This is a genomic window from Streptomyces sp. GL_140 (assembly GCF_057834465.1).
In genome coordinates this window covers 8,309,941-8,334,433 of record NZ_CM174404.1, presented here as the reverse complement: position 1 = coordinate 8,334,433, position 24,493 = coordinate 8,309,941, and the positions used below count along the sequence as shown (strand labels likewise).

Here is a 24,493-nt window from a genome sequence, read left to right as displayed (position 1 = left end):
ACCCGCAGAACCGTGCTTCCACCGAGACTCACAAACAACAGGTAGTTCATCACCGCTGAGGTGACCCCCGGAATGTGGACACAGGGGTCATGCTGCGAGTGAGAGTTTAACTGTCTTGTGGTGCTGCTGTTCGAACTCCATTGGGGAGAGGTAGTCCAGCGCGCTGTGGCGTCGGCGGGCGTTGTAGTAGGTGAGCCACTGGAAGATCTCCAGCCTCGCCTGACGGAACGTCGAGAACAGCTTCCGGTGCATCGTTTCTCGTTTCAGGCCCTGCCAGAAGCTCTCGGCCAGGGCATTGTCGTAACTGGAGCCGACCCGGCCCATGCTCCTGCGGATGCCGTACCGATCGCAGACCTGGGCGAACGCGGCCGAGGTGTATTGCGATCCGCGGTCCGCGTGGAAGATCACTCCGGTGACGTCGCCGCCGCGGGTCGCGACCGCGGCCTGGAGTGCGTCGATGACGAGCTCGGCCCGCATGTGCGGGGCCATCGACCATCCGAGTACCCGGCGGGATCGGATGTCGATGACGCAAGCGAGGTAGAGCCATGCGGTTCCGACCTGCACGTATGTGATGTCGCCGCACCACTTCTCGTCCAGCGTGCCGGCGGTGAAGTCCCGCTGGAGCAGGTCTGGCACCGGCGGCGCCAGGCGGTCCGGGATCGTGGTGCGCTTCTTTTTCCGCAGGTGGCGGCCGACGATGCCGTGCTTGCGCATCAGCCTGGCCACGCGCTTGCGGTTGACCGTGTACCCAAAGCCCCGCAGTTGGGCATGGACTCGGAGCGCGCCGTAGTTTCCGCGGTGTTCGGCATGGATTTCGCGGATCTCGGCGACCAGGGCGTCCTCGGTTCCCTGCCGCTCGGCCCGCGCCTGGGCGCCGGCGATCCACCGGTAGTAGCCCGAGCGGGAAACTTCCAGTACCCGGCATATCCGCTTGATGCCGTACATCTCGGCGTGGGCGGAGACGAAGTCCCAAGCGGCGGTCCTCACTTCATCTCCCGCGCGAAATAGGCGGCTGCCCGTCGCAGGATCTCCCGCTCGAGCTGCCATTCCTTCTCCGCCTTGGCCAGCCTGGCGTTTTCCGCCCGCAGCCGGGCCAGCTCGGCCTCGGTGTCCTGCGACGCGCCGGAGGCGACCGGACGGTCTTCGGCGTCACGCACCCAGGTCCGCAGCGTCTCGGGGTTGACGTTCAGATCGGCCGCGACGTCCCGAAACGTCCGCCTGCCGGCCGAGGCCCGCCACAACGCGACCGCGTCGGACCGGAACTCCGCACTGTACTTCGAGGGCCTTGCCACGTGGATTTACACCTTCCAGGATCAACAAGATCCATTGTCAGGTGTGTCCACACCACGGGGATCACCTCACCGCTGCCCGGCCCACTTCCCCCAGCAGCACCCTGTCCCGGCCCGGGACAACCGGATTCAGGGCAGCGAGCGGAGAGCGGCGGCCCGCACGGACGGCGTACACCGCCCGCCAAGCGACATGAGGTCGAACGAGTCGAACGACAGGAAGCAGGGCTACGGACTCACCGGAGTACAGCGGCACCGTGGTAACACCGCCCTGTCGCTTGTAATCGATCTCCACCAGGGCGACCCAACCGAGCCTGACGACCTGGTCCAAGTCCACGCGGCGCACGCCCAGGCGCACCGCCCTCTGGTACGGGCCCAGGGGCACATGCCGGTCGAGGAGGGCGGGCAGGTCCCGGCGCGGCCGGGTAGCCGGATCGCACGTCCGTGTGACTGAGGGTCCTGTGTCAAGCGAACTTGGATCTTTGCCATCGAAGATTGATCATCAGTGGGTTCGTGTCACCGCAAAGAAGTCTGATCACCCTGTTCTTGGTCGCATGGTGTGGCGATCATGCTTCTGCTTGGCTCGTGCCATGCGCGAGAGAGTGCCCGGCTGGACCCGGCGAAGCCCGTCTCCGCCGCTACGGACTGGACTGCTACGCGCCTGATCGGGTCCAAGGCTCGCAAGTAGCGCGCTGGCCGTTACGGCGCGGCCTTCATCTCCTGCCATCCGAGCGGAGGGCCAGGCCCCGCTTTGTCATCTGCGCCATCCCTGGCATCCGCGCCAGCACCACCGGCACTAGCCGTGCGCCAGCGTGCAGGCAGGCAGGCAGGCAGGCAGGCAGGCAGGCAGTGACGTGTGCCACTCAAAGTTGGGTGGCACACGCTCAAAGATCGCTGTCACTCGACACTGAGCGTCGTACTTGGTTCTGACCGGGCTTCCGTGACGGGTACGCCGGACGGACAACCGCGTCCAGGCTGACAAGGCGTCACGTGACCACGTGAGCAGCGCGAACCGCCATGCTGAAAGCAGCCCTGGCCGGTGCCAGGACGGGCATTCACGGAAGCACGGTCACAACCAGGTACCCCGCCCAGTTCTCGGGCCGTCCCCGGTAGACCGGCAGTGGCAAGAGATCCCGTTTGCTCGTCGGGTCGGTGATCCTTTGAGTATGCGTGCCGCCCGTCTGATCCGTATGGCTCTCCTGATCCAGTCGAACCCCGGCCTGACCGCGGCCGCTCTCGCTCGTGAGCTGGAAATCTCCGAGCGGACCGTGATTCGCGACGCCCAGGCGTTGCAGGAGGCCGGCGTCCCCGTCCGGTCGGAGCGGGGCCGGGTGGGCGGGTACTTCCTCGCCGCGGGATACCGGACCCGGCTCACCACGCTCCATCCGAGCGAGGCGGAGACGCTCTTCCTGTCCGGTCTGCCCTCCGCGTTGCAGGATCTGGGACTGTCTGGCGCGGCCGAAACCGCGCGGCTGAAGCTGACCGCGACCCTGCTCCCGTCGGTACGCCAGGCCGCCGAGTCCTCGGTACGCCGATTCCACCTCGACGCCCCAACCTGGTTCCGCGAACCCGCCACTCCAGAACTGCTGCCGGAGCTGGCCCGCGCGGTGTGGGCGGACCGGGCCGTCCACCTGTCGTACGCGCGGCCGGGCCGGGCCGGCGCACCCCTGTCTCCCCTGGCGCGGGTGGTCGAGCCGTATGGGCTCGTGCTGAAGGCCGGCACCTGGTACGCCGTGGCCCGCATACCCGGTGAGCAGGAGGGTCAAGACGCCGGCTGGCGTACCTACCGTGTCGACCGGATCACCGCCCTCGGCCCCGCTCCCGGCGCGGAGGAACCGTTCGTGCGCGACCCGGCCTTCGAGCTGGCCGCACTGGGAGGCCAGCTCGGCCGCCTTCGCCCGCACCCTGCTGCGCACCACCGTCACGATCCGGCTGACCGGTCGAGGGCTGCGGCGGCTGCCTGCCGTCGTGGACGGGGCCGCCGTCGCGGACGCGCTCGCCTCCGCGAGTGCCCCGGACCCCGCCGGTCTGGTCACCCTGGACCTGCCGACGGAGTCCGAGGACGTCGCCTTCGACCAGCTGGCCCGGCTCGGCGCGGACGCCGAGGTGTTGGCCCCGGCCCGCCTGCGCGCCCGCTTCCGTGAGCGCGCGGCGGCCTTGGCCGCCCTCTACCGGGCCGACCCTCAGGACGCGGAAATCAAGGATCAGCGATAGTCCTCGGGGGAGCCTTCCCCGCCGCCGTGGACGACGTCCTCGAAGTAGGCCCAGGCGTCCGGCCGGCTGCCGTCCACGTCCGTCACCCCGTACACCCTGGCAAGCTCCCCGCTGGAGGTGGACTTGCCGTTCCACCGCTTCGCGCGGTTCGGGTCGGCGGCCAGCGCCGCGACCGTACGGGCCAGGTAGTACGGGGACTCCGCGATGGCGAACGCCGGCTCCTGGGCGATCGCGTCACGCCAGTTCTCCTCACTCACACCGAAGTGGGAGAGCATCTGCTCCGAGCGCAGGAAGCCCGGCGAGACCGCGACGGCCGCGCCCCCGTACTCAGCCAGCTCCTGGCCCAGCCCGAACGCGAGGCGGATCGGGGCGTTCTTCGCCAGGTCGTAGTAGATGTTCTCCCGGTAGCGGCGGTTGGAGTGCGCGGTGCCGTCGGTTACCTCCACGTGCAGCGGCGCGTCGGAGCGGATCAGCAATGGGAGCAGCAGCGCCGCCGTGATCACGTGCGAGCGCGCGCCGAGATCCAGGATCCGCAAGCCGTCAGCGAGAGGTGTCTCCCAGCTCTTCTTCCCGAACACCGAGGTGGCGAGAAGGTGCTCGCCGCCCCAGAGGTCGTTGACGAGGACGTCGAGCCGCCCGTACTCCCGGTCGATCCGCTCGACGAGGGCGTGTACCTGGGCTTCGTCGAGATGGTCGGTGGGAACCGCGATCCCGGTGCCGCCTGCTGCGGTGACGAGTTCGGCGGTCTCCTCGATGGTCTCGGTGGTCCGGCCGACCTCGCTGGCCCGGGCTCGGGTGGTACGGCCGGTGACATATACGGTCGCGCCGGCCCGGCCCAGCTCCACGGCCTGAGCCCGTCCCGCCCCGCGGGTAGCGCCCGCCACGAGCACGACCCGGCCCGCAAGCGGACCCGCCGAGCTCGGCTGAGCGATTTTCTGGGTGGTGATGCCCTCGTTGTTCATGTCATCCATCGTTCGTGTCAAAACTGACAGAACGCGTCACCCTTTACCGGGAGTGGCGCGCATCACCGCGACCACCGTGCACACACCGCAGGTGTGCGGGCATCGTCAACATGCGGGCCATCTAGAACGCGAATCGAGGCCAACCACGAGGTTCTGACCGTACTTCCGTGAAGACTCCTCCTGGCACCGGCCACGGCTGCTTTCAGCATGACGGTTCGCGCTGCTCACGTGGTTTCGTGACGCGTCGCCAGGGTGGACGTGTTCGTCCAGCCTGGCGTGCCCGTCACGGAAGCCCGGTCAGAACCTTGTAGTTGGCTCCTGTGAGCGTTCTAGTTGTCCTGCAGGCGTGCACAGCACCTGGCTGGCTCGCTGTCAGCAGCTCCTCGTACGGTCTGGGCATGGCTGATCAGCAGTGGAGTGGTGTCCGTCACTGTGTGGTCGCGTTGGGCGCGCAGCCGTCGAGCGGCGAGGTGTTCGGCTTGCACGGGCTGCAGACCGTCCGGTCAGAGTCCACCTCCACATTCTGCCGGGGTACGGGGATCCGGACACACCCCCACGAAGGCCGGTGCCCACCCGGGTAAGGGTGGGCACCGGCCTTCACGGTGTCACGGAGAGATCAGGGCCGGGAATCAGGGAGCCATCGAGGTGCCCTCGCCGATGCTGCCGGTTCCGGTGCCCCGGTAGAGGTGGAGGGTGCCGTCGGCCCAGCGGGCCACGATGTCGGCCTTGCCGTCACCGTTGAAGTCCCCGCGGTACAGGGAGTGCATGGTCCGCCAGGAGCGGTCGCTCCAGAACGGGAGGGAATTGCCCGCGAGCCCGCCCTGGGGCGTGCCGGGGTAGAGGCGGAAGGTCCCGTCGTTCCAGACGGCGGCGATGGAGGTGTTCCCGTTGGAGAGGAAGTCACCGGTGACCAGGTTCCACATGGTGCCCCAGGACTTGTCCTGCCACAGGTTGCGGGCATCAGGGGACAGGGTGCCGTCCGCACGGGAGTCGTAGGCGACGAGAGAACCGTCGCTCCAGATGGTGAGCAGCCCGTCCCGGCCGGTGGTGGGGTTCTTGGCGGGGGTGATGCGCGCCATGGTCCGCCAGGAGTTGTCCACCCACATGCGCTTGCCGGGCCCGAAGGCGCCGTCGGCCTGACCCGGGTACACCCAGATGGATCCGTCGTTCCAGAGGGCGACCAGGTCGCCGCGGCCGTCGCCGGTGAAGTCTCCGCCGATGATCTGCTTCATGCTGCTCCAGCTGGTGTCCGGCCAGAGCTTGCGGGAGTAGACGAGCGTGCCGTCCGGCCCGGGGACGTAACCCTGAAGGGTGCCGTCCTTCGCGATGGCGGCGATGCCGGTGCGGCCGCTGCTGTCGAGGGAGAGGGAGGTCATCCGCTCGGTCATCTGGTCGAAGCCCGGACGGGCCGCGATGCGGTCGGCGACCATCGTGCGCAGCCGCGGGAGTTCGGCGTGAAGGGAGTCACCGGGGCACGAGGTGGCGAGGACGTCACGATGTCCGGATATGACGTCGATGGTGGGATTGGTCCCTGCGGCCAGGGTCACCTTGGCCTTGGGGTCGAGCTTGTACTGGCTGCCCTTCCAGGCCAGTACGTCCGCCAGCCCGTTGAGGGCGGCATCGCCCACGGGCTCGTAGCCCGGCTCGCCAGGCTGGTGGTTGCCGAGCACGGCGACGGCGAGGGTGTCGGCGTTGTAGATGCCCGTGGCGGCGGAGTTGATGCCGACGTTCATCTTTCCGGGCCCCGCGTCGAGGCTGCCCTTGCGGGACTCCCAGACCTGACCGAAGCGGTCGGTGATGAAGTTGTAGGTGATGTCCTCGTAGCCGAGCGTGACGAGGTCGTAGTTCTGGATGTTGCGGAGGAGCTCGGGGACCTCCTCCTTCGCGTACGTGTTGCCGCTGACGGTGTGGTGGACGAACATCGCCTGCGCCGCGCCGGTCGGCTTGAAATCGATCGCAGTGCCGTCCGGCTTGGTCTCCTTGGCCCCCCACTCGGCACGGGTCTTGACTGCCGGTGCTCCCGCCGCGCCGAGCGCCCGGGCAGCCGGAGCGCCGCTGGACGGAGCGAGGCTCCGCGCGGAGCTCGAAGCCGGCACCTCGGGAGAGCCGAGCAGGGTCATCCGGAAGCCCTTGGGCGCCCGGTCGGTCCCCTTCAGCCGCAGCTCCACGCCCTTGGCCTGGCCCGTGAAGAACGGCACGGTGCCGGTACGGGTGCCCTCGGAGGCCCCGCCCTCCTCCACGTCGAGCGGTACGGGCTGCCAGTCGCTCCAGCGTCCGTTCTTCAGGAACCGGGCCTCCGCGGAGGCGTCGGCGGCGAGCTGCTCACCCTTGCTCCAGGACAGCCCGAGCAAGGAGAAGGGGTCGGTGGTCTGCTCGGACAGCTGTATCGCGCCGTCCTGGGCGGGCGCGGCGGCGGCGAGGCGCCCCCGGGAGTCCGCGATCTCCACGTCGGTGATGTGGGTGGCGTACTCCGAGGCGGGCTTGGCCACCGTCGCCACTGCGTCAGGGCGCGGCTGGGCCGGGCCCGAGGCGGAGGCAGTCCCGCCGCTCGCCCCGATGGCGAGCACAAGACCGGTGGCAGCGGCCATCGGTGCGCCCCGGAGCTTTCCTCTCACGTGCATGCGTGTTTCCTCCCCGTGGCGTCAGCCCATGAGGACTTCAGCCCGATTCGTCCCTTGTATCCCTCAACCCTGCTGACCGGCCCAGGGGGTTGTGCCCGAGCACGGTGGACAGACGGTCAACGATAGGCATGCCCGTTCGGGTGGCTGCGGGGAGGGTAGCCACAGATTGGTGCGGGTCACCGGGCGTCGGCGACCTCCACAGTGACCGGGGTCCCGGCTTCCTGGATCGTTCCGGGTTCGGTAGCAATGCCGCTCAAATAGCTGGGTTTGCGAGTTGAAGGATGGATAGTCCGGAATGTTGGTTGTTGATGTCGTAGGGGTATTTGATGCGGTGCGGGCTGAGGCGATGCCGTCCAACGGCACAGGTGCAGGTGCGGTGCCGGGCCGGGTTGGGCCGTTCGGCAATCTCGGCGAGAGCTCAAACCAGGGCGGTGGCCATGCGGTCAGGGGGAAAGTGCCGCTTGGTCCGTGACCAGGCGGCGGACGACGCGGAGACTGCGGATCAAGGACATCCGGTCCGGGTCGAGGCCGGCTCCATCAGCGGCTTGATGCATGAGGTTGCGAATCGCGTAATGCGTCGTCGGGCATTCCCCCGGCCGAGTCGGCATGGACCGGCCACCTCTTCAACCGCATCAGGAACCTCGTAGTGGAGAGATCGAGGTTGCAAGCCTGGCCGCCCGGGTACGCGAGAAATCTGCTGCAACGAATTTTTCTGCCCGCGGAGTATCCGACCGGGCATGGGCGAAGGAGGGAGCGCAACGGTTCGTCAAGGGCGCACTCTTGCAGCCGGACCGCGCTGATCCGGTTTACGTGATCCGTTGGGTATCCATTGCGAAAGTGCCCGCCCGAGACGGCAACCACAAGACCGTGGTGGAGTGACCTATCACCCCGCCTCCTGCTGACCACATCCTCGGAACCAGGGGCGTACTGGCCTGATGGAGGCCACGCTCGGCGCGTTCGCGCAGCCCCGGCCGCTCATCGACGGCGCCGAAGCGGCCGGCGACCCCATCGAGGTTCTTCCCGTCGTCCTCCACGCCCTGTGGCTCGGACAGCTGACGACACCGCTGCAAAGCCCTCCGCACGAACGCGTCCTCGTCGACCCGGGGAGCGTGAGCCGTTCCGGCACTTGAAGCCGCCCGAGCCGCCAACCGCGACCTGACCCGCGCCCTCGATCAGAAGAGCTGACGCAACTCCACACGGTATTCGCGGGCATTCGCCTGCGATGCCACGTCATTTCGGTCACCGTCCGAGTGCTCCGAGCGGCGCAACCAGTCGGTGGCCGTACTCGGTCAGAGCGAGTTGGCCGGTGCCCCGGGTCGGTGTCGAGGCATCGATGGACAGAGGGGTCAGCCCCAAGGCGCCGGCCAGCTTGGGCGCGAGGTCGAGGAACTCCCACATCCATTCGTCGGCGTCCTCCTCGGTGTCCACGTGGTCGGCTGCCAGAGCGGGGAGACCCAGCAGCGGCGCGCCGCTGCTGCTCGTACGCGAGCGGTTCTCCCAATTCCAGGTGCTGCACACCCTCGCCAGGGAAGTAGCCGAAGCGACGGACGACGACACCATCCTCGCCGATCAGGACAGCCGAGCCGCCCCTGTCAAGTGCAGCGCGTCGCAGGGGGCGGGCTCTGCGAGGCGGACAGTGGCGGCCTGGGAGATGGGTGACCCTTTAACTTCCCAAAGGGGTTGATTCGGGCAATCAGTATATTTAGCGTGGTACATAGCAGCGTTTCCGTGGCCGCAGGGGCGTCCAGCGGGGGATGCGCTGAGCAGGAGGCCCGGATGGGAATCCGAGAACCAATCCCACTTACCCCGGTGCACGACCCTGAGACCGGCCAGATCGTATACGTGGACCTCGAAGCCCGAGACGGGCGCCTCTATCCCACCAGCCCCGAGTCGGAAGACGGCTTGGCCGACTCCGTCCCCCTGAGCAAGCTGCCGGAAGGCACGATGGCAGGCGCCACATGGGAGGACATAGCGAAACAGCTGCGTGCGGCTGAGGAGGGCCGAACAGGAGGCACCGAGGTCGTACTGGGCCCCAAAGGCAGACTTGAAGTCGTCAAGCCTGAGCAGCCACGGCAGCCCTTGTCACAGCTGCCACCAGAAGTCATGGCCGCTGTGAATCCTGGACCCACCACTGCCGACACCGCGCTGCTGCGCCGCCTGGACCCGCAGAACGTCGAGGACTGGGAGCCGGTCACATCCGAGCTGATCGCCGGCTGGGTCTTCCGGTTCAACCCACCCTTCAAAGACTTGCCCCGGTTCGTCTTCTTCGCCTTCCGCTCACCGCCCGATGGAGGGCTCTATCGGATCTCCGTGCTACAGCCGGACATGGACAGCGAATTCGGCCACCTGCCCCACATGATCAATGCCTACCTCGGCGGACAGAAAATCCCCATCATCTGCGGCCCGAGGGGGAAGCCCGCCGCCGACCTTGCCGCAGTGCGCACCCAGGCAGCGAAATGGATGTTCTACACCGCCTGCAGAATGAGCGGGCTCAACCCGGGCTTCAGCCTATGAGTGCCATCGCCACCGACCGGCATGCGGCGCGGGCGACGACTGCGATCGTCCGTCTTACCGACGGTGTTCTCGATGCCATCTGTGCACGCCTTGCCGCGGTGCCGCCAGAGCGGGGTGGAGCCCTGCTGGCCGTCAGTGATCTCCTGTACCTTCTCGTCGAGGACACTCATGGCCGCTATACCGGAGTCAGTTGGCAGATCAGCCGCGAGCTCTCTGCGACTGTTGGCAAGCTTGAGGCGGCAGAACACGGAACACTCGCAGGGACTGTTCACTCCCACCCGGAAGGTGTCCCCGACCCCTCCCCCTTGGACGTTTCGACCACCACCAAAGCGCTCGCCCTCAATCCGCACCTGGATGCTCTGGTCATCGCAGTCGTCACCAGAGGGGCCCCGCGCGTGGCCGACCTGCCGGTAGGCGGCCAGCATCGGATGTCGCTGCACGTATTGCGCCGGGCCAACGAGGGTTCGCCCCAGCTCATACCAGCTCGTGGCGAGGTGGTGCCCATCGCTGCCGATCTTGCTGGTGGTGGCGTCGTACTGCCCTCGGCAACCGATGTACGTGCGTGGCTGCCGTCCCGGTATCCTCCGCGATCCCGGCAGCTAACACCACTTCCCACCGTGGTACGAGTGAACAGGCGACCGCGACTGGTCGTCCCCTTGGAAGCCGAGCGACCCGCCGCGCTGTTCATCGATCCCGATTACCCCCAAGTTGGCCCACTTGCGGTTGTCTCAACGGAGAACCACACCGACGAGCTTCCTGCCCTGCTGTCGTTGTCTTCTCCTTGGGATCCGATCGCCCCGGCCGCTCCACAGCTCACTGCCCTGGTCCGGACAGCCACCGGACGCCATATTGACGGAGCCACCGATCGTGTGTGGCCCTTGATCGGCACGCTCGCCGAGCGCCAGGTCCTTCTCGCAGGTGCGGGATCGGTCGGCAGTCGGATCGCCGAAGACCTGGTGCGCTGCGGCGTCGGCGCGCTAACCGTCATCGACCCGGATCTGGTCGAGCCGTCGAACTTGGCTCGCACTGTGTACTCGGCTGCAGACGTGGGCACAGCCAAAACGGACGCGCTCACCCGGCGGTTGTGCTCGATTGACCCTGCGGTCCGCGTCGCCGGGTACACAGAGCCCCTCGGTGCGCTCGACCTCCACGCGCTCTTGGATGGCGTCGACCTTGTCATTGCGGCCACCGACGACATGGGTGAGCAAGCACTGCTTGCCCACCACGCATAGGCCGCCGGCATCCCGCTCGTCTCCTGCGCGCTGTACAAGGTAGCCGCGGCCGGTGAAGTCGTGATCAGCGTCCCCGCTGCGAACACCGCTTGTTGGTCATGTGCGGTCGGCGAACGCAGCTCAATCACTGGTTATCGCCCGGACCCCGACTATGGCATGCATGGGCGGCTTGTTGGTGAAGCCGCTCTTGGCCCCGCAATCCACCTGGTCACCGAGGTAGCCGCTATGACCGCCATCGGACTGCTAGCCGGGCCGGACTCCCCCGCAGGAGCCCATCTCAAGCCATTGGTGGCCCAGGATCGCACTCTCGGCCTCATCTCGACCGTGCCCGGCTGGGAGTTCTTCCCCAAACTGTTTGACGGCATGAGTCATCAGCACGCCCCGCAAAGCGTTTGGGTGCGCGTACATCCTAATCCGGGCTGCCCAGTGTGCGGCACGAACAGAATGTCACCGCTGACCACTCAAGAGGGAACGGCCTTCGCAAAACTTCTCACCACTCTACGCTATCAGAAAGCCGACGCATGGGGCACAAAATCAGCCCTATCGATAGACCACGACAAGAGTTCGACGGCGCCTGACGTTGATCCCACACTCTGATCCATCCTCGAATAGCGAGGGTTTGGCACCGGATTTACCTGTGCCGCAGCAAAACCCATTGAGTCGCGAGTTGAGCAGGAGAGTAAGATGCACACTCCTCTCGACAGGATACGGGAACAGATCGGGCTAAGAAGCAGCCACCCCCGACAGCCGCCACAAGCACATCACGCACCTCAAGGGCGGCGGACGAGACCGGCAAGGCCATGGCTGTTCTTACTGATTGCTACAGCTCTTTTGGCTGGTGGATTTCTCTTTTTCACCGGGATACTGAACGGCGGATCCGAGACGGCAGTCCGCCACAATCTTCCGCCGGCAACTGCCTCCGCCAGCACGAAGCCAACGCAGTCCGCGCCATCCGTGTTTCTCTACGAGGGGGCCTGGCAAGGGACCGTGAAGCAGGGGGACAGCATCTACTACCCTGTGAAAGTCGTGTACTCGGGCGGCGCGGTCGGGGAGATCGTGGCAACGGTCAAATATCCCACGCTCGACTGCAGCGGCCACTGGGTGCTCATCTCGCGGACCCACGAGAGCCTGGCAGTGGAGGAACAGATTACCGCCGAAGGCGCATCCGACTGCGTCGACGTCAGAATCACTCTCACTCCGTCAGCGGACGGGACCCTGCACTATGCCTTCCATGAGCCGGAGAACGGTCAGGCCGCTCTCCGTCGGGGCTGACTAACCTGCCTTCTGTTTGTTAAAACTCAAAACGCCTGTGGCCATTTGACGGGCTCCATGCGGCGAAAGTCCCGAGTCGCGGAAAATGGCCGGATGAGGGTGTGAATACACACGCGAGGGCCGACCAGGAGAAGTAGATGGATACCCCACTGGACCGAATCCGAGAAAAGGTGGGGCTTAGGCACAGTAGGCCGTCAGAGAAGCCTTCCGGGCAGCCTCAGCAGAGAGCCAGACAGAGACCCCGAAAGGCGCCCTGGATCCTCATGGGCCCCCTAACCTCGGTGATGATTAAGGGACAAGTGGGCCAAAAGTGGCCACAGTGAATCCAGGCGCTCACAATCCGCCTTCCAACGCTGGGCAAGTATTTGCGGATCCCCTGACCTCATCCCACCACGACCCTAATTGGCCAATCAATGATTCCGGCTGCAAAATAGAAGCTGACGGCCTTCACATGGAAGGCGATGACGGAACGTGCCGGGGGCCAAACATATCCATATCCGACCGTGAGAATATCTCAGTCAAAGCCGAGTGGGTTAGTGGCAACTCTCCCGAAAAACTAGGGATAACCTTGTCGTCAGAGTCGATCGACGGCTACATATTTGCCATCTTGCGGTCTGGGGAGTGGCAAACCTACGGACCGAGTGCCGCAGAGCAGTCGGAACCCAAATTCAACTCAGCGATCAACCGTGAAATTGGCTCATCGAACAGTCTCATGGTCAAAGTGAGGGAGTCTCGCTTGATTTTCCTGGTGAATGGACAGCGAGTCACTTCGGTTGAAACCGGCCTTTCACAGTTCTCGGTCGGCTTGTTCGCCTATAACGGCGGGTATGGCGGGAACAACGAGGTGTCGTTCACTGATCTGTCAGTGGACGCTGCATAACTTGGCGTTGGCGCCTGCGGGGTCAGTCGGCGGGTGGCGGTTGCTGGGTAGGGAGATCCGGACGACGGGCGTGGGAAGACGTGAACTGCTGGCGCAGCGGACCGCTCGCCACGATGGCACGTCGTACGCCCGAACAAGGACTGCCCCCGTCGCCGTGCCAGTCCAGGAACAACACAGAGTCGCCCAGCGCCCCGGGGCCGACCCGACAGCTGACGTTGGCGAACGGTACAAGCCGCCTACGCGTCCGCGAGGTCCGGGACCACGCGAACGGGTGAACCGCGGGGCTCCTAAGCAGGTGCCAGCCTGGGGGCGCCACCAACGGCGGCACCCCCAGGCTCCCGGGCAGGCCATGCGGCCCGGGAACCCGCCGATTCGGCTAGCTGCGCGGGCGCCCGCCCCGGCCCCGGCGGAGCCGGAGGGCGACCCGTGCAGTCGCGGCCAAGGCCTGCGCCGCCTCGACGGCTAGTGCCGGCCACCCAGCCCGCCAGTAGGCGCCCACCGATCCGGCGGCGCGGAGTCGACTCCCGGGCCGACTCGGCCGCCGCCTCCTGGCCGGACTCGTCGCCCGTCGACTCCCCGCCCGTTTCGCGCACGCGCTACACCGCCGCACCTCAAGCCCCGCAACCCTCCCCAATGTGACCCGCGCCCCCTCTTCCGGCGACGTCACCGGTCGCCCGCGCCCGCCCTCGGGGTCCGCGAGGCGACTTCCCACAAAAATCGAACACACACCCCAATAGACGGGTGAGAGCGCCATCCCGTTTCCCCGACGATCTCCTTGCCCTCCAACGGGCGGAGCCGGCCGCCTACGCCGAACTCGCCCAGAGCGGCACCACGACCGGGACGACCACGCAGCGCCGCCGGCTGATCATCCTGTCCCGGCCTCTGCACACCCACCCGTACTGGGAGTCCCCCGCCGCGCAGCGCACCGGCGCGGTCGCGCTGCGCCGCGCGGCCCGCGCGCTCGCCCTCACGGAACGGAGAGCGGCATGAGCAGACCCGCGGAACCGCCGCGGCCACCCGTCGTGGTGGCCGGCTGGACGCCGTCGCGGCCCGGACCGTGTACGCAGTGGCGTGTTGACTGCACTTTCTGCGCATCGACCTGACCCTCGCCTTCCGCAGCGGGCAGGCCGACGCCTTCTGAATGATTCCGAGGCGCGTAACTTTGATTGATCAAATGCGTGTGAAGTGGGACGGCACCGGCTGCCGCACACAGATCCCTCGCAGTGTCTCGCGCCCCTTGCCCGTGTTGCTTCAGCACCTACTGAGGTTTTCAGGGTGGGGTCGGTGGGTTGATGGCCAGGCCGGTGGCGGTGAGGCAGCCGTCGATAAGGTGGGGTCGGAGCTGGATTCTGCGTAACTCGCGGCGGAGTTTGCGGTCGAGGTCGTCTGGGGTTCCGAAGGCGGTGTTGGCCGTGGCTCTGCGCACGAGGGACCAGACGGCTTCGACCGGGTTCAGGTCTGGTGCGTATGCCGGGAGGCGGATGGTGGTGAGCCAGTCGTGTTCGGCTTCGTAGCGTTTCAGCCCGGCGGCCAGATGGGTGTTGAGATTGTCCCAAATCACCACGATGGGTCCGCCGAGCTGGATATGTGCCCGTACCAGCAGGTCGCGGTAGTCCTGCCAGGAGAAGCTCTTGCGGGCGCCCTTGAGCAGGAGATGGTTGCGGGGCCGGTGGATGAGGCGGCTCGGCTCGCCGGGTTTGTAGCAGCACAGGGCGGCGACCGAGGTCCGGCGGCGGGAGCGGCCGCGGACGCGGATGACGGGGGTGTGTCCGCGCCGGCCCCAGGTGTGGGCACGCGGCGGAGTCATGGAGAAGCCGGCTTCGTCCTCGAAGACGAGCCATGCCCCGGACGCCGCCGCGAGGCTTTTACCTGCGGCCAGACCTCCTTCTTCCACAGCTCGATCGCGTGCTCGTCGCGCTCGAGTGCTCTGCGGGCGGGCGCCTGCCAGGACCAGCCGTGCCGTTTCAGCAGCCGCCACACCGTCGCGACCGACAGCGTCAGCCGCAGCCGGCGACGGATCACCGTCTGGACCCGGACCAAGGTCCAGCGTTCATCCTCGAAGCCGTGCGCTGAGGGGCCCTTGCCGAGTTCCTCCTCGAGCACGGCGAACTGGGTATTGGTGACGGTCGGGGAGTTTGCCGGGCCCGTCGAGCGCAGGGCCTCGATGCCGCCCTCGCGCCAGGCACGACGCCAGCGTTCCACCGACCGCACACTCACCCGCAGTTCCTTCGCGATCACGGCGGTCTTCTCACCCGCCACGAACCGCTCGCCGGCCTGAAGCCGGATCCCCTCACGAAACGCCCGACGCTCAGCAGTCAGGCCCCCACCCTCCGGATAACGCATACCACCTGCATACCGCAAGGATCATGAACCGTCACCACCCGACGACAACCCGAAATCCTCAGTAACCCCCTGATGACCGGATCGGTCCGCTGCCGGACCCGGTGCGGCCTGTCTCCCAGAGCCCACGCGGGGCAGGCTTGGGGACATGAACCGAGCACTGATCGTCATCGATGTCCAGGAGTCCTTCCGCGCCGAGCCGCTGTGGGAAACGATCTCCGACCCGAATATCGCCGAGAAGGTGAACCGCCTGGTCCGGCTCTCCCGGCAGGCCGGGGACCTGGTGGTGTGGGTGCTGCACTCCGAGCCCGGTACCGGCGATGTCTTCGACCCGGCCCTCGGCCATGTCCGGCTGATGGCGGAGCTGGAGCGGGTGGACGGGGAGCCGGTGATCCACAAGACCTCGCACAACGCCTTCACCACCACCAACCTCCAGCAGCTCCTCACCGGGCACGGCATCCGCGAGCTCACCGTCTGCGGGATCCGTACCGAGCAGTGCGCGGAGACGACTACCCGCGTCGCATGCGATCTCGGCTACGAGGTCACCTTCGTGATCGACGCGACCGCGACGCATCCCATTCCCCACCGCGACGCCCCCGCCGACCAGAGCGTCGCCGAGCTGCTTGCCGACCCCCGCACGCTGCCGTCCGCGGAGGTCATCAGGCGCACCGAGTACGCGCTCGCCGGACGCTTCGCCACCATCGCGACGATCGACGAGCTGGAGGCCACGGCGGAACCCGTACGATGACCGAATCGTGAGCCTCATCGTCTTCTTCCTGGTTCCCGGAGTCCAATTGCTGGACCTGGCCGGCCCTGCGCAGGTGTTCTCCACCGCGGCCGACTTCGGGCACGCCTACACGCTCGCCTACGTCGCCGAGCAGCCGCGGGTCTCCACCGCCCAGGGCCTGCCGCTGCTGGCGGAGCTCGAGTGGCCCGAGCTCGGGCCCGAGGATCTGATCGTGGTGCCCGGCTGGTGGCCGGGTGTCCTGGCCGATGGCCCCGCCATCGGCCAGGCCTCCCTCCAGGTCCTCCGGGACCACCACGCACGGGGTGGGACGGTGGCCAGCATCTGCGCCGGAGCCGACGCACTCGGCCAGGCCGGCCTGCTCGACGGCCGCCGCTGCACCACTCACCACGAGCTGCAGGACGAGTTGGCCCTGCGCCACCCCCGGTCGGTGGTCGTCCGTGATGTCCTGTTCACCGCCGACGAACGGGTGATCACATCGGCCGGTATCGCCAGCGGCATCGATTTGGCCCTGCACCTGGTCGCGACCCGGCACGGCCCGGCCGCCGCCGCCCAAGTGGCCCGGGACATGGTCGTCTACGCCCGCCGCAACGGCCACGACCCGCAGTCCAGCGCGATGCTCCGGCACCGGTCCCACCTCGACGACACCGTGCACCGGGCCCAGGACCTCATCGACACCCGCTTCGACCAACCTCTCCCCCTGCCGACCCTCGCCGCGGCCGCCGGCGTGAGCGAGCGCACCCTCACCCGCCTCTTCAGCCGTGCCACCGGGCTCACCCCCCTGCGCTACCAGCAGACCCTCCGCCTTGAACACGCCCAACACCTCATCAGCCAAGGTGCCACGATCGATGCCGCTGCCCGCGCGGTCGGATTCGAGGACCCCCGCATGCTGCGCCGCCTCCGCGCCCGCACGGCCTAACCTGCCAGCGAACCCAACGCCCCAGCGCACGACCACTGCCTCCCTGCCCACCTGCCGGGGCCGATCAGTGCAGAGAAGCCACAAAACGACCTGCCTTTACGGGACTGGGGCGTCACCGCCTTCTCTCGGGTTGGATCAGCTGTTGTGTGACGTTGGGTGAGGCCGGAAACCTTTCGATCCGCTCCTCGCCCCCGACCCTCGAAGCACGCCCCACGACGGTGTAGGCCATCGTTGACGTGTCGAGGTTGAAGCCCCGGTCTGTGGCTAGTTGCGCGCTGAGTGCAGGAGCTGGTTGAACGACTTCTTCTCGAAGAGCCAGCCGTACTGGGCGCTCGTGATTTGCGTACCGTCGATGGCGACCGTGGGGTACCAGGCCCACGTGGGGCGACGCCTCCGGCTGCCTCGTACGTCTTCTCCGATGCGGCGACGAAGTCGTTGTACTTCATCATCTCCACGGCGGAGTCGAAACTCTCGTTCCGTAGCCCTTGGACCTGGGCGGCCAGGTCCAGCAGGGAGGCCGTGGTGTATCCGCCTGCGCGTTCATTCTTCGCCATGTTCTCGAACAGCACGGCGTGGTACTCAGTGAACTTGCCCGCGTCGAGCGCCGCGCGCAGGGCGTTGACCGCCCTCTTCGATCCGTCGCCGCCCACGCGGTCGTCCCTGAAGGACGCGAGGGTGTACTCGGCCCTGGCCTCGCGGCGCAGCGTCATGGCACGGAGCGCTGGGGCGCCGGTTGCCTCGAATTCCTCGACGACCGGACAGCTGGGTCCTCGTACAGCTGGACGGTGGTTGTCGCGGCCGGGTCGCCCACCACGATCGTTGTGCCATCCGCTGCCAGCGCCTCCGGCAACTCTTCGACACCGGCGTAAGGCACCGGCCGAGGTGCGCCGGCAGCCTTGTCGTTCGTGGACTGCGGCTGCGGTGCACGGCCGGCCATCACGAGCACAGCAATTGCGACCGCGGTCGCGGCGGCCGGCCCTCCTACGTTCCTCACCGGTGAATTGCCTCCCCCTTGGTCGCGCAGACTCCACGCGCCTCAAGTCACGCATCGCACGCTGTTTTCGATCTTGCAGGAGCCGCTCAGTTGTGGTGCACGGTTCGTGTGGCGGTTACGTCTGTTTCGGGGTCGCGCACTTACGACCGGAATCGTCCCTGCCGACGAGTTGACCGTCGGTGTCGTAGGGATCGAATACGGGCCACTTCGGGGCGTTGGCACGCTCCTTCGCGAAGAGCGGGTGGAGGTAGCCGTCTTCCGGCACACGGCAGTCGTCGTTGGCAGCCCGCCATTGCGCTTCGCGTACGCTCAGGCGTCCCTCACTGCTCGCCACCAATTCCAGGCGCCGTCGGACGACGACCCGGGTGACCTCCTCGGCTCCCGGCACTACCTCTGTACCGCCCGATTGCTTCACCAGCGGATAGACGAAGGTGTAGTCGGCGTGCACCACCAGCTCACCCGCCGGCGAGGCCTCGTAGGTCATCGTGCCGCGCGTCTTGATCACGGTGTCGTGCAGTGCGACCTCCGCCGGGTCGAAGCGCGTGAAGAACCACAGCGGACTGCGCCTTCCACCCGACTGCCCGAGTACCTCCTCCACTTCCGCACCGGGCTGCGCGCCGAGCAGAGTGCGAGGGGTCAGGTTCGATTCGACCAGCAGCTCACGGGTCTTGCGCAGCACGTCACCCACCTGCACGGAAGTGAGCGTGCCGGCGGCCTTCGCCACCGGAAGATCGATACCGGCAGCGCCGCCGGCCCATGCGGCCGACGGCGAACCACGGAACGGCATCCGCACCGTGGCCGGCCATTCCGGCGGCCACATCTCCTCCTTCAGCATCTGCGCGGCATACGGCTCGTCGGCGGGCCGCTTGCCGGTCGAGTTCACGATCCAACCCCCGACGGCAGCGAGCGCGAGCGCGGCGGCCCCGGCCGCCAACACTCCCCGGCGGCGTCGAGTACGACGGTCCAGACGCAGAGCTTCACCACGCCCAGGAGCCTGCTGCTCCGCACGCAATCGGGCGACAAAATCCGACGGCTCGGACATGAATGCAGTTCCCTCCCCTTGGGCGCGAGCTCCCCACCCGTGCGCCGAGCGCCGACTCTCGCACAGGGTTGAAGGCGCTGGTCGGGCGGGGTGGGGGCAAGACGAGGAAAGGATCGTCCGCCTCTACCTCTGATCTTGGCCAGTGCTCTGCTTTAGGGCGGGGGTGAAGGCCATCCTTGGTCCGGAGGCGCGAAGCGCCTGAGTTCGCTGCGCCTCCGGGGTAACGGTCAGGTGGGCTGCTTCTGGTTGTCGATGTACTGCTTGACCACGGTAAGTGGTGCGCCACCGCAGGACCCTGCGAAGTAGGAGCCGGACCAGAAGTGTCCGCCCCACAGGTATCGGCGGACATGCGCGCTGTACTCCTGGCGCAGCCTTCGGGAACTGACGCCCTTGAGCGAGTTGACCAGCTTGGAGAGCTGGACCTTCGGCGGGTAGTGCACCAGCAGGTGCACGTGGTCGTCCTCGCCGTTGAATTGTTTCAGCTCGGCCTCGAAGTCGGCGCAGACCTCTCGCATGATCTCTTCGGTGCGGGTCAGCATGGCATCGGTCATGGCCTTGCGCCGGTACTTCGTGATGAAAACCAAATGGACATGCAGGTTGTGGACGACGTGTCGGCCGGTGCGTACGTCAGGGTTTGGGTTCCATCGTGGTGACATAAGCCAACTGTAGTACGGTGATCCACGTGCAACTCCGGTACAGCTTCCGCCTGTACCCGAACGGTCCTCAGCACATCGCTTTGGCCAGGGCATTCGGGTGTGCGCGTGTGGTTTTCAACGATGCGCTTCGCGTACGTGAGACCGCCCGCTCTGCGGGGCTGGCGTTCGTCCCGTCGGGTGAGCTGTCCAGGCAGCTCACGGCGTCAAAGAAGACGCCGGAACGCACATGGCTCGGCGAGGTTTCCTCCGTGGTCCTCCAGCAGTCCCTCCGGGACCTGGACACTGCATACCGGAACTTCTTCGAGGGCCTCAAGGGCAAGCGCCCCAAGACGGGACTGCCTCGGTTCAAGAGCCGTAAGGACAGCCGGCAGGCCGTCAGGTTCACCGCGAACGCCGGATGGAAGATCACGGCAAGCCAGAAGCTGCGGCTCCCCAAGGTCGGGGATGTGCGGGTCAAGTGGTCCCGCACCCTGCCCTCTGTGCCGTCCACGGTGACCGTGGTCAAGGACGCGGCCGGCCGCTACTTCGCCTCGTTCGTGGTCGATACCGAGACCGAGGCGCTGCCCATCACGGACGCCATGGTCGGAATCGACCTCGGTTTGTCGCACTTCGCGATCCTCTCCGACGGCACGAAGATCGACAGCCCCCGCTTCCTGCGCCGGGCCGAGAAGAAACTCAAGCGCGAACAGCAGCGCCTCGCCCGTAAGGCGAAGGGCAGCAGCAACCGGACCAAGGCCCGCATCCAGGTCGCCCGTGCTCACGCACGGGTGGCCGACGCACGGCGCGAGTTCCACCACCAGCTCCCCACCAGGCTGATCCGCGAAAACCAAGCGGTCGCAGTGGAAAACCTGGCGGTCAGGGGACTTGTCCGGACGCGCCTGGCCAAGTCCGTCCACGACGCCGGATGGGCCACGTTCGTCGCGATGCTGGAGTACAAGGCCGCCCGGTACGGGCGCACCTTCCACCGCATCGGCCGCTTCGAGCCGACCTCTCAGGTCTGCTCGCAGTGCGGCGTCAAGGACGGCCCCAAGCCCCTGCACGTCCGGGAGTGGACGTGCGAGGCGTGCGGGTGTGTCCTTGACCGGGACATCAACGCGGCGGTCAACGTCGCCAAGGCCGCCGGACTGGCGGTGTCAGCCTGTCGAGCGCAGGTAAGACCGGGACTTGTCCCGGCACAGCGCAGAGAAGCAGGGACCCACCCGGAGCCCCGCCGGACAACGGCGGGCCAGACGGGAATCGCCCTCCTTTGGGTGGGCGAGGATGTCAATGCAGCCCTGCACACCTAAAGATCACAAACACGACCGTGGCTGGCTGCACTTCAACGTTCAGGCCCGGGAAGTTCACTGCCGGCGATGGCGGATCGCCGCTCTCAGATGTGGAGGTCGGGCGGGAAACCGGTCCACCGCAGGTCGGCGGGGAGGTGGCCGGTGTCGTTGAAGAGGAGAACGGACGGCGGTCGGCCGGGCGCGTAGCGGATGACGGTGAGCGCGGCGTTGGCGTGGTTGATGCCCATCCAGCGCCACGTCGGTGCGACGAGGGCGGCCCGGATGAGCCAGCCGATGAGGAAGTTGTGGGTGACGACGAGTTCGTGGCACGGCTCATCGCCGGCGACGGGCCCCGTGAACCGTGCGAGGGCCTCCTGGGCCAGGCCGGGGCCCTGTTCGCGTTCCTCTGCTGGGAACCGGGCCAGATGACCGAGCATGGCGTCGGCCGATTCCGGCGGCAGCTCCTCGCGCTGCGGCATGTAGGGGATGTAGTCGCCGGCCGGTCCGGAACGCCGCAGGGGAACCCCGTCGAGCTGCTCGCCGACCAGCTGCGCCGTCTGCTCCGCGCGCGAGCGGGCCATGGTGGATCGCCGTGAGAGGGGCCCCGCGGAGCCGCTCTCCGAGCAGGACGGCCTGACGGCTGGGCGAGTCCTCCGTCAGGGGTCATGATCTCGTCAACGTCTGGATGGACGGCGGCAAGCGCCATGTGGTTGCGCAGCCGACGGACTCATCACCCTCCGGGTTCGGTTCTGAACTGGCTTCGGAGTGCACGAGGCGATGGTTGGTCCGCCCGTCCGTGCAGCCAGCCCTCACAAGAGTCGCCTGGGCCCCACCGAACCTGCCATGACGGCACTTCTTTGCGTGCGCTGCGATCTCCACTATGATCGATCATAAGTAAGTACTTACTTGCGAGGGGTGAGACATGGACAGTCGTACGCGCGTCGTGGCGGAGGCCATGCGGCTCTTCGGCGAGCGGGGCTACGCCAAAACGACGATCGCCGAGATCGAACGGGCCGCCGGGCTGTCGCCGGGTTCCGGAGCCCTCTACCGGCACTTCCGCTCGAAGGAGGAGCTGCTGGCCGAGGGTGTGCGTTCGAAGATCGCCGAGAACTCCGGACTCCTCACACTTCTCGGTGACATGCAGGCCGTAGCCGCGCTGCCGTTGCGCGAGCGGCTGGCGACACTGGCTCGCGCCGGTCTGCGCCGTCTGGACGAGGAGCGCGACCTCAACCGGATGGTAGTGCGCGACCTGGCCGCCTTTCCGGCGCTGCTGGACGAGGTCCGCGAGGGCGAGATGCGCCGTATCCACGCCGCGGTGGCGCAGTGGCTGCGGATGCAAGCCGGCCCCGCGGAACGGGACTGGGACGCGCTGGCCGTGGCGCTCGTGGGGGCCGTCTCGCACTTCTGGCTGCTGCGGGACGTGTTCGCCACCCACCCCAGCGGCCTCGACGAGGACCGCCTGGTGGCTGCCTTCGTGGACCTCGCCGAAGGGCTCCTCCAGCGGCCCGGCTCCTGAGCAGTGCCAGCACAACACATCAACCGGTACAGAAAGTCGGAGTAGCTCGATGAACATCGCATTGTGGATCGCGCAGGGTCTGCTGGCCGCCGTCTTCCTGGGCTCAGGATTCCTGAAGTCGACCCAGACGAAAGATGAAGATGATCGCGACGGGCCAGACCGGCGTCGCGCCTTTCCCCCTGCCGGTGATCCGCGTGGTTGCCGCACTGGAGATCGCGGCGGCGCTCGGGCTCATCGCTCCCCGGCTGACCGGTATAGCCCCGGTCCTCACCCCGATGGCCGCCGTCGGCCTCATCGCGGTCATGATCGGCGCGGCAGTCGCGCACTGGAGCCTGCGGGAGTACAAGCAGGTCTTCGGCGCCAACATGCTCCTCCTGCTCATCTGCCTCTTCGTGGCCCTCGGCAGGTTCTGAGCACCGGCACTCCCCAGACCTGTTGGTGCTCACCAGCACAGCTACGCGTTCCTCAGAAGCCGTATCCGTGTGCGGGTTGAAGGGCTGCGGGAGGAAGCCGCCCGGCTGGCCGGGGTGTTGGAGGTCGCCGAGATCGAGCTGGACCGGCGGGTGATCGCGCGGGAAGAGCTGGTCGAGGCCCCGGCAGCCTCGGCTGCCGAGACCACCGCCGCGACCGAGGCGGAGGCTGAGCGGAAAACCGTGCCCTCGCCCGCGCCGGTACCAGGCTCAATCGTGCCGCCCTGGCGCGAAGGATTGCCGGTGACGGTGCTGGCGCCGGACTACCAGCAAATTCTGGGCGTGCTCGACGAGCGGCAGCCAGCGGGTCAAGGACCGATGAAGGCCAAGGACATCACGGCGAAGCCTTCAGGCGACGTCGGCGAAGGTCGAGGGGGTGCGCTCGAAGGCCAGGCGGCTGGCGGAGCGCGGGTGGCTCATGCAGGAGACGTCGGGGATGTTCAGTGCCGGCCGGCGGCCCGTGGCCGTGCCAGGCGCCGCCCCATCCGCGTGACCATCGACCACCGGATCATCGCCTCGCTGCTGGCCGGCAACGTCTCGTAGTCCCGGGCCAGCCGGCGCGAATGCATCAACCACGCGAACGTGCGCTCTACCACCCAGCGCCTCGGCAGCACCACGAACCCCTCCATATCGTCGGTGCGCTTGACGACCTGAAGGGTGAGCGCGCGTTTGTCCCGGGACCAGTCGACCAGGCCGCCGGTGTAACCGCCGTCGGCCCAGACCAGGCAGATGTCACGGTGCAGGCGGCGCAGCCGCTGCAGCAGGCCCGCCGCGGCATCCCGGTCCCCGACGTTCGCGGCGGTCACCGCGACGACCAGCAGCAGACCGAGGCAGTCGGTCACGATGTGCCGCTTGCGGCCGCCCACCTTCTTCCCACCGTCGTAGCCGCGCGAGGCGGACGGCACCGAGGCCGCGGCCTTCACCGACTGCGCGTCGATGATCCCGGCCGTCCGCTCCGCCTCACGGCCCTCCCGCTCACGCACCTGTCCGCGCAGCCGGTCGTGGCACTCTGTGATCAGCCCGTGCTCGCGCCAGCGGCGGAAGAAGGCGTAGACCCGCCCCCAATCGGGGAAGTCCACGGGCATCGCCCGCCAGGAGATCCCGCCCGCGACCAGGTAGCGGACCGCGTCCAGCAGCCGGCGGTGGCAGTAGCCCTCGGGGCGTCCGCCCCGCCCGTTCAGCCAGGCCGACACCGGCAGCAACGGCCGGATGGCCGCCCACTCCGCGTCGGACATGTCGGAGGGATACCGGCGTTCCCGGTCCGGATGACCGGCCGCGTTGCCGTACACGTGCGCGAGGCAATCACACGATAGAGCAGCCGAGTTGAAGTGAACGGGCTCGGACGCGTACAACATAGACACCAGGGCCTCCCGGCACTGCTCGGTCAGATTCGCATCCCCGAGCTACCGAGAGGCCCTGTCTTCATGCGCGCACAACGGGAAGATCACCCCGGCGGGAAACCTGTTCGACCCGCACGTTCCATGATCGGTTGAGATACGGCTTCTCACGGCCCCAACCGCCTGGCTTACGCACTGCCAGCACCACTGGCATACCTCAACTCACCT

The 24,493-nt window shown here is 67.3% G+C and carries 20 protein-coding genes and 3 pseudogenes; 13 read left to right on the top strand and 10 right to left on the bottom strand.

Annotated elements, in window-relative coordinates; all coding sequences use genetic code 11:
* Nucleotides 1-87: 87 nt before the first annotated feature.
* Nucleotides 88-1,292 (bottom strand): IS3 family transposase gene (locus AC3IYJ_RS38300; protein ID WP_489399112.1). Its coding sequence is split into 2 segments (ribosomal slippage): nt 88-1,052 and nt 1,052-1,292, totalling 1,206 coding nucleotides; the frame shifts between segments, so codons are not numbered across the junction.
* A 1,160-nt stretch (nt 1,293-2,452) separates the two neighbouring features.
* Here AC3IYJ_RS38300 and AC3IYJ_RS38295 point away from each other — a divergent pair.
* Nucleotides 2,453-3,500, top strand: a pseudogene (locus AC3IYJ_RS38295) (helix-turn-helix transcriptional regulator).
* Here the strand turns inward: AC3IYJ_RS38295 and AC3IYJ_RS38290 are convergent.
* The 3 genes and pseudogenes from AC3IYJ_RS38290 to AC3IYJ_RS38280 all read right to left on the bottom strand — a co-directional run.
* A complete protein-coding gene (locus AC3IYJ_RS38290; protein WP_489399111.1) occupies nt 3,491-4,462 on the bottom strand; it encodes an SDR family oxidoreductase in 972 nt (323 codons plus the stop codon). The pseudogene AC3IYJ_RS38295 and the gene AC3IYJ_RS38290 overlap by 10 nt on opposite strands.
* Before the next feature lie 629 nt (nt 4,463-5,091).
* Nucleotides 5,092-7,083, bottom strand: coding sequence for an N-acetylmuramoyl-L-alanine amidase (locus tag AC3IYJ_RS38285; RefSeq protein ID WP_489399110.1), 1,992 nt, complete (start codon nt 7,081-7,083; stop codon nt 5,092-5,094).
* Between the two features lie 443 nt (nt 7,084-7,526).
* Nucleotides 7,527-7,661, bottom strand: a pseudogene (locus tag AC3IYJ_RS38280) (IS4 family transposase); the annotation flags it as partial.
* 357 nt (nt 7,662-8,018) lie between these two features.
* Here AC3IYJ_RS38280 and AC3IYJ_RS38275 point away from each other — a divergent pair.
* Nucleotides 8,019-8,213: a hypothetical protein gene (locus AC3IYJ_RS38275; RefSeq protein ID WP_489399109.1), complete on the top strand. Its 195-nt coding sequence runs from the start codon at nt 8,019-8,021 to the stop codon at nt 8,211-8,213.
* Nucleotides 8,214-8,322: 109 nt separating this feature from the next.
* On the opposite strand, the gene AC3IYJ_RS38270 is transcribed toward AC3IYJ_RS38275, so the two are convergent.
* A complete protein-coding gene (locus AC3IYJ_RS38270; RefSeq protein WP_489399108.1) occupies nt 8,323-8,601 on the bottom strand; it encodes a hypothetical protein in 279 nt (92 codons plus the stop codon).
* Nucleotides 8,602-8,925: 324 nt separating this feature from the next.
* Between AC3IYJ_RS38270 and AC3IYJ_RS38265 the strand changes: the two genes are divergently transcribed.
* From AC3IYJ_RS38265 to AC3IYJ_RS38245, 5 genes are all read left to right on the top strand, one after another.
* The gene (locus tag AC3IYJ_RS38265) at nt 8,926-9,597 is read left to right on the top strand and encodes a hypothetical protein (RefSeq protein ID WP_489399107.1); all 672 of its coding nucleotides are present in this window, start codon (nt 8,926-8,928) and stop codon (nt 9,595-9,597) included.
* The gene (locus tag AC3IYJ_RS38260) at nt 9,594-10,829 is read left to right on the top strand and encodes a ThiF family adenylyltransferase (protein WP_489399106.1); all 1,236 of its coding nucleotides are present in this window, start codon (nt 9,594-9,596) and stop codon (nt 10,827-10,829) included. Before AC3IYJ_RS38265 ends, AC3IYJ_RS38260 begins: the two co-directional genes overlap by 4 nt.
* A 225-nt stretch (nt 10,830-11,054) precedes the next feature.
* On the top strand, nt 11,055-11,426 hold the full coding sequence (locus AC3IYJ_RS38255) for a hypothetical protein (protein WP_489399105.1): 372 nt from the start codon (nt 11,055-11,057) through the stop codon (nt 11,424-11,426).
* A 357-nt stretch (nt 11,427-11,783) separates the two neighbouring features.
* Nucleotides 11,784-12,101 (top strand): hypothetical protein, encoded by a 318-nt coding sequence (locus tag AC3IYJ_RS38250; RefSeq protein WP_489399104.1) that lies wholly within the window; start codon nt 11,784-11,786, stop codon nt 12,099-12,101.
* A gap of 1,621 nt (nt 12,102-13,722) precedes the next feature.
* Nucleotides 13,723-13,971: a hypothetical protein gene (locus AC3IYJ_RS38245; protein ID WP_489399103.1), complete on the top strand. Its 249-nt coding sequence runs from the start codon at nt 13,723-13,725 to the stop codon at nt 13,969-13,971.
* 280 nt (nt 13,972-14,251) lie between these two features.
* Here AC3IYJ_RS38245 and AC3IYJ_RS38240 read toward each other — a convergent pair.
* A protein-coding gene (locus AC3IYJ_RS38240; RefSeq protein WP_489399102.1) for an IS630 family transposase occupies nt 14,252-15,324 on the bottom strand; the annotation gives its coding sequence in 2 pieces (ribosomal slippage) (nt 14,252-14,875 and nt 14,878-15,324; 1,071 coding nt in all).
* Nucleotides 15,325-15,469: 145 nt separating this feature from the next.
* Here AC3IYJ_RS38240 and AC3IYJ_RS38235 point away from each other — a divergent pair.
* Entirely contained in the window at nt 15,470-16,069 is a 600-nt protein-coding gene (locus tag AC3IYJ_RS38235; protein ID WP_489399101.1) for a cysteine hydrolase family protein, read from the top strand.
* A gap of 7 nt (nt 16,070-16,076) precedes the next feature.
* Complete coding sequence (locus AC3IYJ_RS38230; protein ID WP_489399100.1) at nt 16,077-16,985, top strand: GlxA family transcriptional regulator; 909 nt, start codon at nt 16,077-16,079, stop codon at nt 16,983-16,985.
* 1,109 nt (nt 16,986-18,094) lie between these two features.
* On the opposite strand, the gene AC3IYJ_RS38225 is transcribed toward AC3IYJ_RS38230, so the two are convergent.
* Entirely contained in the window at nt 18,095-19,021 is a 927-nt protein-coding gene (locus AC3IYJ_RS38225) for a hypothetical protein (RefSeq protein WP_489399099.1), read from the bottom strand.
* A 227-nt stretch (nt 19,022-19,248) separates the two neighbouring features.
* Complete coding sequence (gene tnpA / locus AC3IYJ_RS38220) at nt 19,249-19,677, bottom strand: IS200/IS605 family transposase (protein WP_489399098.1); 429 nt, start codon at nt 19,675-19,677, stop codon at nt 19,249-19,251.
* A gap of 26 nt (nt 19,678-19,703) precedes the next feature.
* On the opposite strand from tnpA, the gene AC3IYJ_RS38215 reads away from it, so the two are divergent.
* Nucleotides 19,704-20,963 carry an RNA-guided endonuclease InsQ/TnpB family protein gene (locus AC3IYJ_RS38215; RefSeq protein ID WP_489399097.1) on the top strand — a complete coding sequence of 420 codons (1,260 nt, stop codon included), beginning with the start codon at nt 19,704-19,706 and terminating at the stop codon, nt 20,961-20,963.
* An 83-nt stretch (nt 20,964-21,046) separates the two neighbouring features.
* Here AC3IYJ_RS38215 and AC3IYJ_RS38210 read toward each other — a convergent pair.
* Nucleotides 21,047-21,602, bottom strand: a pseudogene (locus AC3IYJ_RS38210) (histidine phosphatase family protein).
* 262 nt (nt 21,603-21,864) lie between these two features.
* Between AC3IYJ_RS38210 and AC3IYJ_RS38205 the strand changes: the two are divergent.
* From AC3IYJ_RS38205 to AC3IYJ_RS38195, 3 genes are all read left to right on the top strand, one after another.
* Nucleotides 21,865-22,458: a TetR/AcrR family transcriptional regulator gene (locus AC3IYJ_RS38205; RefSeq protein ID WP_489399096.1), complete on the top strand. Its 594-nt coding sequence runs from the start codon at nt 21,865-21,867 to the stop codon at nt 22,456-22,458.
* A gap of 134 nt (nt 22,459-22,592) precedes the next feature.
* On the top strand, nt 22,593-22,871 hold the full coding sequence (locus tag AC3IYJ_RS38200; RefSeq protein ID WP_489399095.1) for a DoxX family protein: 279 nt from the start codon (nt 22,593-22,595) through the stop codon (nt 22,869-22,871).
* Between the two features lie 69 nt (nt 22,872-22,940).
* A complete protein-coding gene (locus AC3IYJ_RS38195; RefSeq protein WP_489399094.1) occupies nt 22,941-23,471 on the top strand; it encodes a hypothetical protein in 531 nt (176 codons plus the stop codon).
* On the opposite strand, the gene AC3IYJ_RS38190 is transcribed toward AC3IYJ_RS38195, so the two are convergent.
* Complete coding sequence (locus tag AC3IYJ_RS38190; RefSeq protein WP_489399093.1) at nt 23,369-24,163, bottom strand: IS5 family transposase; 795 nt, start codon at nt 24,161-24,163, stop codon at nt 23,369-23,371. The genes AC3IYJ_RS38195 and AC3IYJ_RS38190 overlap by 103 nt on opposite strands.
* Nucleotides 24,164-24,493 lie beyond the last annotated feature (330 nt).